At 70.1% G+C, this 12,957-nt stretch carries 13 protein-coding genes; 7 read left to right on the forward strand and 6 right to left on the reverse strand.

Annotation, left to right across the window (positions count from 1 at the left end; genetic code table 11):
* Positions 1 to 90: 90 nt before the first annotated feature.
* The 3 genes from ADK52_RS15190 (at position 91) to ADK52_RS15200 (ending at position 2,061) form a co-directional block, all read left to right on the forward strand.
* Positions 91 to 777 carry a hypothetical protein gene (locus ADK52_RS15190; protein WP_147420008.1) on the forward strand — a complete coding sequence of 229 codons (687 nt, stop codon included), beginning with the start codon at positions 91 to 93 and terminating at the stop codon, positions 775 to 777.
* 186 nt (positions 778 to 963) lie between these two features.
* Positions 964 to 1,518, forward strand: a complete 555-nt coding sequence (locus ADK52_RS15195) for a peroxiredoxin (protein WP_030159560.1) — start codon at positions 964 to 966, stop codon at positions 1,516 to 1,518.
* A gap of 3 nt (positions 1,519 to 1,521) precedes the next feature.
* A complete protein-coding gene (locus ADK52_RS15200; RefSeq protein ID WP_053690327.1) occupies positions 1,522 to 2,061 on the forward strand; it encodes an alkyl hydroperoxide reductase in 540 nt (179 codons plus the stop codon).
* 72 nt (positions 2,062 to 2,133) lie between these two features.
* On the opposite strand, the gene ADK52_RS15205 is transcribed toward ADK52_RS15200, so the two are convergent.
* The 5 genes from ADK52_RS15205 to ADK52_RS15225 all read right to left on the reverse strand — a co-directional run bounded on the left by ADK52_RS15205 (position 2,134) and on the right by ADK52_RS15225 (position 7,883).
* On the reverse strand, positions 2,134 to 2,817 hold the full coding sequence (locus ADK52_RS15205; RefSeq protein ID WP_053690328.1) for a hypothetical protein: 684 nt from the start codon (positions 2,815 to 2,817) through the stop codon (positions 2,134 to 2,136).
* Entirely contained in the window at positions 2,801 to 4,222 is a 1,422-nt protein-coding gene (locus ADK52_RS15210; RefSeq protein WP_053690329.1) for an AI-2E family transporter, read from the reverse strand. Before ADK52_RS15210 ends, ADK52_RS15205 begins: the two co-directional genes overlap by 17 nt.
* 107 nt (positions 4,223 to 4,329) lie before the next feature.
* A complete protein-coding gene (locus ADK52_RS15215) occupies positions 4,330 to 5,049 on the reverse strand; it encodes a transglycosylase SLT domain-containing protein (RefSeq protein ID WP_420714889.1) in 720 nt (239 codons plus the stop codon).
* Positions 5,050 to 5,486: 437 nt separating this feature from the next.
* Positions 5,487 to 6,803 (reverse strand): PhoH family protein, encoded by a 1,317-nt coding sequence (locus ADK52_RS15220; RefSeq protein ID WP_030159550.1) that lies wholly within the window; start codon positions 6,801 to 6,803, stop codon positions 5,487 to 5,489.
* 318 nt (positions 6,804 to 7,121) lie between these two features.
* Positions 7,122 to 7,883 (reverse strand): isoprenyl transferase, encoded by a 762-nt coding sequence (locus ADK52_RS15225; protein WP_053690331.1) that lies wholly within the window; start codon positions 7,881 to 7,883, stop codon positions 7,122 to 7,124.
* Between the two features lie 129 nt (positions 7,884 to 8,012).
* Between ADK52_RS15225 and mgrA the strand changes: the two genes are divergently transcribed.
* On the forward strand, positions 8,013 to 9,050 hold the full coding sequence (gene mgrA, locus ADK52_RS15230; protein WP_053690332.1) for an L-glyceraldehyde 3-phosphate reductase: 1,038 nt from the start codon (positions 8,013 to 8,015) through the stop codon (positions 9,048 to 9,050).
* A 131-nt stretch (positions 9,051 to 9,181) separates the two neighbouring features.
* Here mgrA and ADK52_RS15235 read toward each other — a convergent pair whose 3' ends face one another.
* Positions 9,182 to 9,934, reverse strand: a complete 753-nt coding sequence (locus tag ADK52_RS15235; protein WP_053690333.1) for a prepilin peptidase — start codon at positions 9,932 to 9,934, stop codon at positions 9,182 to 9,184.
* A gap of 70 nt (positions 9,935 to 10,004) precedes the next feature.
* Between ADK52_RS15235 and ADK52_RS15240 the strand changes: the two genes are divergently transcribed.
* From ADK52_RS15240 to ADK52_RS15250, 3 genes are all read left to right on the forward strand, one after another.
* Positions 10,005 to 10,442, forward strand: coding sequence for a DUF192 domain-containing protein (locus ADK52_RS15240; RefSeq protein ID WP_078988339.1), 438 nt, complete (start codon positions 10,005 to 10,007; stop codon positions 10,440 to 10,442).
* 59 nt (positions 10,443 to 10,501) lie between these two features.
* On the forward strand, positions 10,502 to 11,119 hold the full coding sequence (locus tag ADK52_RS15245; protein WP_053690334.1) for an SMI1/KNR4 family protein: 618 nt from the start codon (positions 10,502 to 10,504) through the stop codon (positions 11,117 to 11,119).
* Between the two features lie 342 nt (positions 11,120 to 11,461).
* On the forward strand, positions 11,462 to 12,748 hold the full coding sequence (locus ADK52_RS15250; RefSeq protein ID WP_053690335.1) for an ABC transporter substrate-binding protein: 1,287 nt from the start codon (positions 11,462 to 11,464) through the stop codon (positions 12,746 to 12,748).
* Positions 12,749 to 12,957: the final 209 nt, after the last annotated feature.

Below are 12,957 nucleotides of genomic sequence, written 5' to 3' on the forward strand. Positions count from 1 at the left end.
CCCCTGCGCGCTGCGGGGTGCCCCGCCCTGCGTGAGAGTGGAGGTAGGGCAAGCAAAGCTTCGGCCATGGTCTTCGCCCGGGAGGCAACCATGATGAACAAGTTCCTTCGGATCGCCGTACTGGCCCCGCTGGCGGCCTCACCACTGGTCCTGGGCCCGACGGTGCTGGCCCACCCCGCCGCGGCGGCACCCGCGGCCGGCACGTGCAGCGTCGTGCAGGGCTACGGCCCGCCGCCGAACAACTGGGCGATCAACGGCACCGGATTCACCGGGGACACCGTCCCGGTCACGAGCGACAACGGCTCCACCGTCCCCGCCGCCAAGGTCACCGGCGGCAGCGTCCGGGTCTCCGCCCTGGCCCCGGGCCACTACACGGTCGGCGGTGTCGCGTGCACGGGCGGAGTGGCTCCCGAGACGCAGGGCACGGGTACGGGTGAGGACGCGAAGGTCCAGTACGACAAGGGCTTCCAGAAGGGGTTCCAGGCGATCAGGGCGAGCTGCGCCGCCAAACCGCCGCAGACCCTGGGCGAGGTGGACCCCAACTGGCAGAAGGGCTATGACAGCGGTGCGGCGCTGGCCGCCAAGACGTTCTGCGGCGGCAAGCAGGACGGGCAGACGGGCACCTCCGAGTACGACAAGGGCCACAAGCTCGGCTACGACACCACCAAGGCCACCTGCCAGACCGCTCCGCCGAAGACCGCCGTGGCACCCGACCCCGAATGGATCCGCGGCTACACCGAGGGCGCCGCGAAGGCCGCCGCCGAGTTCTGCAAGTAGCCGTCGCTGAATCGATCACTCTGCGTCGCTCTTTGCCCGTACGGACGCATTGATAGGGAAGCCTGATCAGCGCAACCACTGTTTGCGATTTCCGCGATCAATGCTGCCTGTGCCAGCATGTGAGACCGTCCAACCCCTCAGGGAAGTCCCCAAAAGGGATGTTTTCCCGTCTCGCAAGGAGAGCACGTGCTCACTGTCGGCGACAAGTTCCCCACCTACGATCTGACCGCTTGCGTCTCGCTCGAAGCTGGCAGCGAGTTCGCCCAGATCGACCACAAGACCTACGAGGGCAAGTGGCGCGTGGTGTTCTTCTGGCCGAAGGACTTCACCTTCGTCTGCCCGACCGAGATCGCCGCGTTCGGCAAGCTGAACGAGGAGTTCCAGGACCGCGACGCGCAGATCCTCGGCGTCTCCGGCGACTCCGAGTTCGTCCACCACGCCTGGCGCAAGGACCACGCCGACCTGCGTGACCTGCCCTTCCCGATGCTGGCCGACTCCAAGCACGAGCTCATGCAGGCCTGTGGCGTGCAGGGCGAGGACGGCTTCGCGCAGCGCGCCGTGTTCATCGTCGACCAGAACAACGAGATCCAGTTCACGATGGTGACCGCCGGTTCCGTGGGCCGTAACCCCAAGGAGGTCCTGCGGGTCCTCGACGCCCTGCAGACCGACGAGCTGTGCCCCTGCAACTGGAACAAGGGCGAGGGCACCCTGGACGCCGGCGCGCTGCTGGCCGGTGAGTGACGGATGTCCCTCGACTCCCTCAAGTCCGCCATACCGGACTTCGCCAAGGACCTGAAGCTGAACCTCGGCTCGGTCGTCGGCAACCAGGACACCCTCTCGCAGCAGCAGCTGTGGGGCACCGTCCTGTCCTGCGCGATCGCCGCCCGCTCCCCGCGCGTCCTGCGTGAGCTGGAGCCGGAGGCGAAGGCGGCCCTGTCGCCGGAGGCGTACACCGCCGCCAAGTCCGCAGCCGCGATCATGGCGATGAACAACGTCTTCTACCGCACCCGCCACCTGCTCTCCGACCCGGAGTACGGCACGCTGCGTGCGGGCCTGCGGATGAACGTCATCGGCAACCCGGGCGTGGAGAAGGTCGACTTCGAGCTGTGGTCGCTCGCCGTCTCCGCGATCAACGGCTGCGGCCAGTGCCTGGACTCGCACGAGCAGGTCCTGCGCAAGGCCGGCGTCGACCGCGGGACGATCCAGGAGGCCTTCAAGATCGCCTCGGTGATCCAGGCCGTCGCGGTCACCCTCGACGCCGAGGCCGCCCTCGCCGCCGAGTAGTACGCACGGCCGTACGACCGAACGACAGGACCCCCGCAGCCGCTCCCGGCCGCGGGGGTCCTGTCGTTCGGTTCACTTGCGCAGGGACGCCATCAGGGTGCGCATGTCCTCGACCATCGCCGCCTGGACGGCCTCCTCGTCCGGGTCCGGGGCGCCCTGCCCCCCGTACCACTGAACGGTGAGGCTGAAGACGGCGCCCCCGTCGAGCACTTCGAGCCGTGAGCCGCCGACCCGGCGGGTGAGCAATGCCCGCTCGCCGAGCCCGGGGACCTGCTCCACCTCGCCGCCCGAACTCGCCATGCCCCCGACGCCCCCGAGGCCGGTGGGGCCCGCACCGAACTCCGTGCGGGGATCGGCCTTCTTGTGCAGCTGGACCAACACCTCGGCCCCGTAGGAAAGACGGCCCTCGACCCACGGCGCGCCGTGCGCGCAGTACGCCCAGTCGAGCGCGGGGTGCGCTTCATGGCGCGCGTAGTCCCCGGTGAGCTGCGTGGTGGACGCGGACACCGCGGTCAGCTTGACCTTGCACAGGTCCTCGGCATGCCGGTACGCGATCCGCGGCGCGGGCTCGCCGAAACGATCCTGCACCGTCAGGACGCCGGCCCAGACGGCCGAGGCCAGCACCGCCCCGCCGAGCGCCCATAACCAGGCCCTACGGGGCCCCCGTACGCGCTCGCGCGGGGTGTCGGGCTCCCCGGCCGCCGTGGTCGGCCGGTCGGTGCCCCACTCCCCTTCGAGCTCAGGCTCGCTGATCACGTCCGGCCTCCCGGGCCGCCTGCTCGAACGCCGTCGAGCCGTGCGGCCCCGGGCCGATCGCCGCGGCGCCGTGCAGGAGCTGGTCCCGGGAGTAGGCCCTCAGGTAGACGACCACCGTGTTGGTGACGGCGACCAGCGGGACCGCGACCACCGCCCCGCCGATGCCCGCGACCATGCCGCCCGCGGCCACCGACAGCACCACCGCGAGCGGGTGCACCCGTACCGCCCGGCCCAGGATGAAGGGCTGGAGCACGTGCCCCTCGATCTGCTGCACGGCCAGTACGACGGCCAGCACCATCAGCGCGGTCCACGGCCCCTGGGTCACCAGGGCGACGACCACCGCGAGGGCGCCGGAGACCACCGCGCCGACGAGCGGGATGAACGCGAACAGGAAGATGAAGACGGCCAGCGGCACCGCCATGGGCACCTTGAGGAAGTAGATGCCGAGGCCGATGAAGATGGCGTCGATGAGCGCGACGAGCACCGTGCCGCGCACGTACGCCGTCAGCGTGCGCCAGGCGCGCGGACCGGCGCCCGCGACACCGGGGCGGGCGGCGGCCGGGACCAGGCCCTGCACCCACGTCCAGATGCGCTTGCCGTCGTAGAGCAGGAACAGCGTCGAGAACATCGCGAGCAGGATGCCCGTGAGCACCTCGACGAGGACCGTCACGCCCTGGAGGCCGGCGGAGGTGATCTGCTCGGTGTTGGTGCCGATGGTCTCGCTGAGGTTCTTCGCGATGTCGTTGATCTGCTTCTCGGTCACGTGGAACGGACTGTCCAGTGCCCAGAGTTTGAGCTCGTTGATCCCGTCCCGGACCCGGGCGGAGAGGTCGTCGAGGTTCTCCATGACCTGCCAGACCACGAACCAGCCGACCAGCCCGATGACCACGAACCCGAGGATCGCGGTGACGGCGGTGGCGAGCCCGCGCGGCAGGCCGAGGCGGCGCAGCCGGACCACGAAGGGCTGGAGCAGCGCGGTGACGAGCAGGGCGGCGGCGAAGGCGAGCACGACCAGGCGGACTTCGCTGATCACCTTCATCACGACCCAGAGCATCCCGGCGAGCAGCAGGAGCCGCCAGCTGACCTCGGCGGCGACCCGCATGCCCCACGGGACGACGCTCACGGGGTCGGGGCGCCCGCGCAGGGCGGGCGGGTGCGGGGGGTGGCCGGGCTGCTCGGCGGGCGCGGTGGTGGCCGGGGCGTGCGCCGGGGCCGCCGGATCCTGCGCGCCGGCGCCCGCGCCCGAAGCCGCGCCCGCGGGGGCGGCGCCGGAAGCGGCGACCGGGACCGCGGCAGCCGTGCCGATGCTCTCCGCCTCGACCTCGGCACGCCGCGCCTGGAGCCGCGCCTCCATGCGGCTCAGCCTGTTCCCGAGCCGGCCGAGCCAGCCTGCCCTCTTCGCCATGTCTTTCCCTTCCCCCGCCCGTGGACACACCTCGAAAGACCGTACACGCGAGGAGCCCCGCACCGTAGGACGGTGCGGGGCTCTTCGAGGTTGAGCGGAGGCGGGCTCTAGTACCAGCCGTTGGCCTGGTGGAAGCTCCAGGCCGCGCAGGGGCTGTGGTACCGCTCGTTCATGTAGTTGAGGCCCCACTGGATCTGGGTGGCCGGGTTGGTCCGCCAGTCGTCGGCGACCGACGACATCTTCGAACCCGGGAGTGCCTGGACCAGACCGTACGCGCCCGAGGACGAGTTCACGGCCTTGTAGTTCCAGGTGGACTCCTCGTTGATGATGTTCGAGAAGCACTGGAACTGACCGGCCGGGACGATCTGCCGGGCGATGTCCTTGACCTGGGCGACCGTGTAGGAGCTCTGGACGGCGAAGTCGCCGGCGCTGCGGGCCGCGGAGCGGCTGGCGATCTGCTCCTTCTCGTCGCGGTCCTTCTTCGCCTTCTCGTCGGCGGCCTTCTGCGCCTCGGCCTTCTTGGACTTGGCGTCCTCGGCGGCCTGGATGCGGGCGGCTTCCTCGGCGACACGCTTGGCGTCGGTGTCGGCGCCCTGGGCGATGGCGTCGGCCTGCTGCGTCAGGGACGCGTTCTGGACCTGCGCCTGCTCGCCGACCGGGATATCGGCGAGGAGGGTCGCCCCGGACGCGGTGGTCTCGAGATCGTTCGAGGCGGCGGGGTCGCCAGCGGCAACGCCCACGACTGCGCCAACGGTGGTGACTGCGGTGGCCGAAGCCACAGCGAATCCCCGGACCGAGATCCGGCTCACACGGTGTCCTTCCAGCAGCGTCCGCAGTGACCGGGCGGGCGCAATAGTGCCCCTCGACACTGGCCTCCGTGGTGCTGTGATCACTGGAAGCGCGGGCCCGTGGGCAACTCCCTTGCGGGGGCTGCCGCGTGACGACTCGGGCGGCATACGGCGAACGGCTCTGGAGTTGTGGTGCTGCGCGCACCTCCCGTCGTGGTGACGGGAGATACCGGGGGTCCCCCCAGACGAAGTCGTGGGGGAGTGTGCCGTATGCGGGGCCTGACGGAAAACAGACTCTGCCGGACCCCGACACCGCAAGGCAATTCTCCATTGCGTGTGAAAGGTCACACCTGGCATGTTGCCGTTGGTTTCCTCAAAGGGCTGTGCAGCGCGACGCCGCCCGGCTAGGCTCTCGGGCCTTTGCCGGGCGGCGCCAACTCACTTTCCCGCTATGGGGGTTTTGCCCCTCATCGCACCTACAGCGATTCGAGCATCTCGGTCACCAGCGCGGCGATCGGGGAGCGCTCGGAGCGGTTGAGCGTGACGTGCGCGAAGAGCGGATGCCCCTTCAGCTTCTCAACGACGGCGACCACTCCGTCGTACCGGCCGACCCGCAGATTGTCCCGCTGCGCGACATCGTGGGTCAGAACGACCCGCGAATTCGCACCGATCCGGGACAGAACGGTCAGCAGCACATTGCGCTCCAGCGACTGCGCCTCGTCCACGATCACGAAGGCGTCGTGCAGCGAGCGCCCGCGGATGTGCGTGAGCGGCAGGACCTCCAGCATCCCCCGGTTCAGCACCTCCTCGATGACCTCGCGCCCGGCCACCGCCGAGAGGGTGTCGAAGACCGCCTGCGCCCAGGGGCTCATCTTCTCGGACGCGTCCCCGGGCAGGTAGCCGAGGTCCTGGCCGCCCACCGCGTACAGCGGCCGGAAGACCATCACCTTCTGGTGCTGCCTGCGCTCCAGCACCGCCTCCAGGCCCGCGCACAGCGCCAGCGCCGACTTTCCGGTGCCGGCCCGGCCGCCCATGGAGATGATGCCGATCTCCGGGTCGAGCAGCAGGTCCAGGGCGATGCGCTGCTCGGCGCTGCGGCCGTGCAGTCCGAAGGCCTCGCGGTCGCCCTTGACGAGCCGTACGTTCCCGTCGGGAGTGACCCGCCCCAGGGCCTTGCCGCGCTCGGACTGGATGACCAGCCCGGTGTGCACGGGCAGTTCCGCGGCCTCCGGTACGTACAGCCGCTCCTCGGAGTAGAGCAGGTCGACCTGCTCCCCGGACAGCGCGAGCTCGCTCATGCCGGTCCAGCCGGCATCGGTGATCGCGAGCTCCGCCCGGTACTCCTCGGCGAGCAGCCCCACGGAGGAGGCCTTGATGCGCAGCGGGAGATCCTTCGAGACGACCGTGACGTCGTAGCCCTCGGCCTGGAGGTTGCGGGCGACCGCGAGGATCCGCGAGTCGTTGTCCCCCAACCGGAAGCCGGCCGGCAGGACACCGGGGTCGGAGTGGTTGAGCTCGACACGGAGGGTGCCGCCGAGATCGCCCAACGGGATGGGGGCGTCGAGGCGACCGTAGCGAACCCGGAAGTCGTCGAGCAGGCGCAGGGCCTGACGGGCGAAGTAGCCGAGTTCGGGATGGTGCCTCTTTGCCTCCAGCTCGGTGATCACCACGATCGGGAGCACGACCTCGTGCTCGTCGAAGCGCGTGATCGCGTTGGGGTCTGCCAGCAGGACGCTGGTGTCGAGGACGTAGGTCCGCCTGTCGGGCAGGCGGCGCTTTGTGCTGGTCACCACGGAAGGACGTACCCCCTCGGAAGAGGTCGGGCCATGAAGACCGGACCGGTCATCGGCACCCCTGCGGGGCCGATTTCCGGCCCTCCCACTCCGTCCGTGCGAACCGCACGTGCGTCCTGGTGCAAAGGGCCTCCCGGGCGGACGACCCCATGTCGCCCGCTGAGACTCGACACCCGTGGATCGGGCATCGACCTGAAAGGGATATTCCCCGATCAGGCCCGGCCATGCCATGGCATATGACGGACGCTCGGTGAATCCCTGGTGAAGGCCTTGCAGGGGGGAGGGCCGGGGCCGAGGGGGCGTCAGCCCGCCCGGCCGTCAGGCTCCGTAGCGCCGGTGGCGGGCGGCGTAATCACGCAGTGCCCGCAGGAAGTCGACCTTGCGGAAGGCCGGCCAGAACACCTCGCAGAAGTAGTACTCCGAGTGGGCGCTCTGCCAGAGCATGAATCCGGACAGCCGCTGCTCGCCGCTGGTGCGGATCACGAGGTCCGGGTCGGGCTGGCCGCGCGTGTAGAGGTGCTCCGCGATGTGGTCGATGTCGAGGATCTCGGCGAGCTCCTCGAAGGAGGTGCCCTTCTCCGCGTGCTCCAGCAGCAGCGAGCGGACCGCGTCGGCGATCTCCTGGCGGCCGCCGTAGCCGACGGCGACGTTGACCAGTATCCCGTCGACGTCGTGGGTGGCCTGTTCGGCTTCCTTGAGGACGGACTGGGTCTGTCCGGGCAGGATGTCGAGGTTGCCCACGTGGTGGACGCGCCAGCGGCCGTCCGCGGCGAGGCCCCGGACGGTGTTCTCGATGATGTTGAGCAGCGGGCGGAGCTCGACCTCCGGCCGGTCCAGGTTGTCCGTGGACAGCATCCACAGGGTGACGACCTCGACGTCCGTCTCGGTGCACCAGCCCAGCATCTCGGAGATCTTGTCGGCCCCCGCCTGGTGGCCCTGCTCCGTCGTACCTCCGGACGCCTTCGCCCAGCGCCTGTTCCCGTCCAGGATCACGCCGATGTGCTTGGGCGACGCGTCATGGTCGAGGCGGCCTTCCACCCGGCGTGCGTAGAGCCTGTACACCAGGTCGCGCAGCTTCACGATCTTCCAGCCCCTCCGTGCAATGCCCCCGTGCGAATTGCGGTCCCTCCCCCGAGGCCGCCACATTACTGCGCGGCGGGATCGGGTACCCAACTCGGTCTGTCACAAGTCCGTGATAGGGAGGACAACGTGACTGATAACAATCCCTATCGGGCAGAGCCCTCGCGCTACGACTCCATGGAGTACCGGCGCACCGGCCACAGCGGCCTCAAGCTCCCCGCCATCTCCCTCGGCCTCTGGCACAACTTCGGCGACGACAAGTCCCTGGAGTCCCAGCGGGCGATCTTGCGCCGGGCCTTCGACCTCGGCGTCACCCACTTCGACCTGGCGAACAACTACGGCCCGCCCCCCGGCTCGGCCGAGCTCAACTTCGGGAAGATCTTCGCGCAGGACTTCGCGTCGTACCGCGACCAGCTGATCCTCTCCACCAAGGCCGGCTACTTCATGCACGAAGGCCCCTACGGCGAGTGGGGCAGCCGGAAGTACCTGATGAGCTCGCTCGACGCGTCGCTGAAGCGCATGGGCGTGGACTACGTCGACATCTTCTACTCGCACCGCTTCGACCCGGAGACCCCGCTGGAGGAGACCATGGGCGCGCTCGCGTCCGCGGTCCAGCAGGGCAAGGCGCTGTACGTGGGCGTGTCCTCGTACACGGCCGCGCAGACGGCCGAGGCGGCGCGGATCCTGCGCGAGATGGGCGTCCGCCCGCTCATCCACCAGCCCTCGTACTCCATGATCAACCGCTGGACGGAGGAGGACGGGCTGCTGGACACCCTGGAGGAGGCCGGCATGGGCTGCATCTCCTTCGCGCCGCTCGCGCAGGGGCTGCTGACCGGCAAGTACCTGAAGGGCATCCCGGAGGACTCCCGGGCGGCCGCCGGCAAGTCCCTGAACCCGGACCTGCTGTCGGATGACGTGGTCCGCCGCCTGGCCGGCCTGAACGAGATCGCGGCGCGCCGCGGGCAGTCGCTCGCGCAGCTGGCGCTGAACTGGGTGCTCCGGGACGAGCGGATGACCTCGGCGCTGATCGGCGCTTCGAGCGTGTCCCAGCTGGAGCAGAACGTGGCGGCCCTGGGCGGTGCGCCGCTGTCGGAGGAGGAGCTGACGGAGATCGACTCCTTCGCGGTGTCCACCCCCGGCACGAACATCTGGGCCCAGCGCGGCTGACCTGCGCTTTTGGGCGTGGGGGGGTGGAAACAAAAAACGGGCCGGTCCGTGGGGGGGATACGGACCGGCCCGAGGGGGGGGTTCCACCATAACCCTTCGTAAAGCCTGATGCGTGCATCGGCGCAAGATGATTACGCTCCGAAACCGCCCAGCAGCACTCCGGTGAGGGCTCCGGCGGCCATGAAGGGGCCGAACGGGAACCCCGTCCGGCGGCCCGCGCGGCCCCTCAGCACAAGGGTGAGCCCGTACAGGGCGCCGTAGAGGAACCCGAGGAAGGCTCCGGCGGCCCACACCCCCCAGCCGTACCACCCAAGAGTGACCCCGAGCGCGAGCGCCAGCTTGACGTCGCCGAAGCCCAGGCCGGCGGGGTTGAGGAGGAAGAGCAGGAGGTACGCCCCTGCGAGCGCGCTCCCGCCGGCGAGGGCCCCCGTCCAGGACCCCGCGGCGCCGGGCACGAGGGCCGCGCCCCCGAGTCCGGCGGCCAGGGCTCCGGCGAGGGGGAGGGTCAGCACGTCGGGCAGCCGCTGCACGGTGAGGTCCACGATCCCGAGCAGGAGCAGCACGGGCACCGCCGCAACGAACACCACTCCTTCGGGCCGCCCTCCGATGGCCCACGCCAGTCCCCCGCACCCCACCGCGGCCGTACCGACGGCCCACCCGAGGCCCATTCCGTACGTATGGCGGGGGCGGGCGGAGGGCCGGGAGGGCGCGGCGTCGCGGCAGCGGGGCAGGCCCAGCCAGCCGGGGATGGGGTGGCCCTCCGGGCAGCGGTCGCGCCACGCGGCGTCCGGCTCGACCGACAGGCGGTACGCCGCCCGCGGCAGCAGCAGCCCCGCGGCCACGCCGTAGGCGACCGCGGCGGCGGTGATCACGAACAGGCCCATCCGCCGACCGTAGGCGCAGACACCGGCACCTGCATGGGCCCGGGGGCCCAACCACCCCTACCCTGCCGCCATGACGACCAGCAACGGCCTCCTCCGGCTCGGGCCGGACCTGCCGGCGGTGCCCCTGGAGATCGCGGCCTCCTACCGCGCCCGCACCCGCGGACTCCTCGGCCGCGACGGCATACCCGGCGCCGCCCTGCTCCTCACCCCGGCCGGCAGCGTGCACACGTTCCGGATGCGGTTCGCGATCGACGTGGCGTACCTCGACCGCCACCTGCGCGTCATCGCCCTGACCACCATGCCCCCGAACCGCCTCGGCCTCCCCCGGCTCCGCTCCCGGCACGTCCTGGAGGCCGAGGCCGGCGCCATGGCCGCCTGGGGCCTGCGCGCAGGGTCCAGGCTGGACATCGAGGGACCGCACGGCGGGACACCCCTGGACCGCCGCCGGCCGGACCCCCGCCGGGGGGCGGCCGGCTCGTCCGACCCCGATGCGCTGGACACCCGCTAGGCGCCGCGCGGCCCCGGCGGTAGGTTGGGGCGGTTGAGCTGGGGTCTCAGGGGAGCGGCATGACGGAGAACGCGCGGATCAAGGCGCTGGAGCAGATCATGCCGGCGACGCACGGCGCCGACGAGGACATCGACTGGCCGGCCGCCGAAGCCACCTGGCGGACCCGGTTCCCGGCCGATTTCATCGCCTTCATGGGCCGCTTCGGCGCCGGCTCCATCAACGGCGAGGCCAGCATCCTCCTCCCCCTCCCCAAGCCCGGTCTCCAGTGGGACCCGGCCGAGATGGCCGAGGAGACCGCCAACGCCCGCCAGCTCTGGGAGGCGGAGGGCGGCCGGGCCGCCTTCGGCTTCGACCCCGAGTCGATCATCGCGTGGGGGGTCACCGGCGGCTCCGACATCCTCTGCTGGCTCACCAACGACCCCGATCCGGAGCGCTGGCCCGTCCTGGTGGTCGGCCGGCACACCGCCGACGCCTTCGCCGTGTACCCGTACGGGATGGCGGAGTTCCTGTACCGGCTCTGCTCCGACGAGTTCGACGTGAGCCCGGTCAGCATCACCTTCTGGGACGGCGGGCACCTCAGCTTCGTGCACTGGCGCAAGGCCCAGCGCCGCTGGCAGGAGGGCCGCAACCCCGAGACGGGCGAGCCCGACCCGTACGCGGGCGAGTTCGCCGACTGAGCGCCGGGCGCACCGCTTCGCTCCGACCTGATCCGGCCCGGCCCGACCTGACCTGACCTGACCCACCTGACCTGATCCGGTCCCCCGACCCGTTCCGCAGCCCCAATGGGCCGGAATCGGGCCATTCGGCATGTCTACGCGCGTCCGATTTGTTGATCACATATCGGAAAACACCAGCCGGAAAAGCCGCACTTGGAGCATTGACCACAAGTTCCGCCCCAATGGAATCAACCGCCCCCATGCAGGAGAGAATTCCGGCCAACGGGCCACGGACGGACACCCCAGCCCGGAGCAACTCATAAGTAGTAACGGGACTCAAAAGAAATTCAGGGGAATACACCCGTGCAACGAAGAATCTTCGGCCCGAGTACGACCGCGGTCGTGCTCGGTCTGCTGATACCACTGTCCGGATGCGGCGATTCAGGCAACAGTGCAGGTGACAGCGGTACGCTCCACCTGGTCGCCGCAGAATACGGGGACACCCAGGCCACCAGTTCCAAGGCCTTCTGGGACAAGGTGACGGCGGATTTCACCAAGGCCAACCCCGGTATCAAGGTCGAGGTCCAGCTCCTGCCCTGGGCCGACATCGACCGCGAGGTCTCCCGTATGGTCAAGACCGGCAATGCGCCGGACATGGCCCTCATGGGCTCGTACTCGGACTTCGCGGCGCAGGACAAGCTCTATTCCGCGGACGAACTCCTGTCGGTCACGGCCGAGGCGAACTTCCTCCAGCCGCTGGCCGAGGCCGGCTCGGTCGGCAACACCCTCTACGGCCTGCCCTGGGTGGCGAGCAGCCGGCTGCTCTTCTACAACCAGGGCCTCTTCAAGCAGGCCGGCGTCAGCGAGCCCAAGACCTGGTCCGACCTGAAGTCCGCCGCCAAGGCGCTCAAGGAGAAGGGCGTGAAGTACCCGTACGCCCTCCCCCTGGGCCCGGAGGAGGCGCACGCCGAGGCGATGATCTGGGAACTGAGCAACGGCGGCGGCTACGCCGACAGCAGCGGCAACTACAACCTGGCCTCCGACCAGAACATCCTGACCTTCCGCTGGCTCAAGGACAACCTGGTCGGCCCCGGCCTGACCGGGCCCGTCCCGCCGTCCCAGCTCAACCGCGCCGACGCCTTCGCCGCGTTCACCCGCGGCGAGGTCGGCATGCTGAACGGCTATCCGCAGCTCCTGCACGAGGCCCGCGCCAAGGGCATCGACGTGCGCACCGCGCCCATGCCGGTCTCGGAGAACCTCGGCTCCGGGGAGAGCACGCCGGCCGTGGGTGTCGCCGACTGGATGATGGCGTTCAAGCAGCACGGCAAGCGCGCGGAGATCGGCAAGTTCCTGGACTTCATCTACCAGGACAAGAACCTGTCGGACTTCGCGGGCCGCTACCACCTGCTGCCGTCGACCGTCTCGGCCTCCCGCAACCCCTCCGGCGGCGGCCTCGACAGCAACGACCAGTTCTTCCTGACGGCCCTGCGCGGTGCGCAGTTGTACCCGGTGAACGACCCGTCGTGGGTGACGGTCAGCGACACCATCAAGCGCAACATCGGCCGGGCCGTGGAGCCGAACGGCGACGCGAAGAGCGTCCTGGAGGAGATCGCCGCCAAGGCGAACGAGGAAACCAAGAAGAGGCACTGACCGGAGCGGCACCGACCGCCGAAACTTCTGAACATCCCGTCCGACACGGGACTTTCGACCCTGTCGCGCCCCATCCCGTGCGACAGAATGGCTGCTACGGCTCTTGATCCAAGGGGCCGCGGACCAGTCGCCGCCGATCACCCACAAGGTGCGCGGGGCGGCCGGCCCTCTCTTCCTCTCCTCCCCCTCCCCCCTCCCCCCTCCTTCTC

It is taken from the genome of Streptomyces sp. WM6372 (genome assembly GCF_001279655.1).
Lineage (GTDB): Bacteria > Actinomycetota > Actinomycetes > Streptomycetales > Streptomycetaceae > Streptomyces.

Coding starts and splice junctions, on each gene's coding strand:
- ADK52_RS15235 (WP_053690333.1), bottom strand. CDS start 9,934: ATGGGCCTGTTCGTGATCACCGCCGCCGCGGTCGCCTACGGCGTGGCC.
- ADK52_RS15240 (WP_078988339.1), top strand. CDS start 10,005: ATGACGACCAGCAACGGCCTCCTCCGGCTCGGGCCGGACCTGCCGGCG.
- ADK52_RS15200 (WP_053690327.1), top strand. CDS start 1,522: ATGTCCCTCGACTCCCTCAAGTCCGCCATACCGGACTTCGCCAAGGAC.
- ADK52_RS15190 (WP_147420008.1), top strand. CDS start 91: ATGATGAACAAGTTCCTTCGGATCGCCGTACTGGCCCCGCTGGCGGCC.
- ADK52_RS15210 (WP_053690329.1), bottom strand. CDS start 4,222: ATGGCGAAGAGGGCAGGCTGGCTCGGCCGGCTCGGGAACAGGCTGAGC.
- ADK52_RS15245 (WP_053690334.1), top strand. CDS start 10,502: ATGACGGAGAACGCGCGGATCAAGGCGCTGGAGCAGATCATGCCGGCG.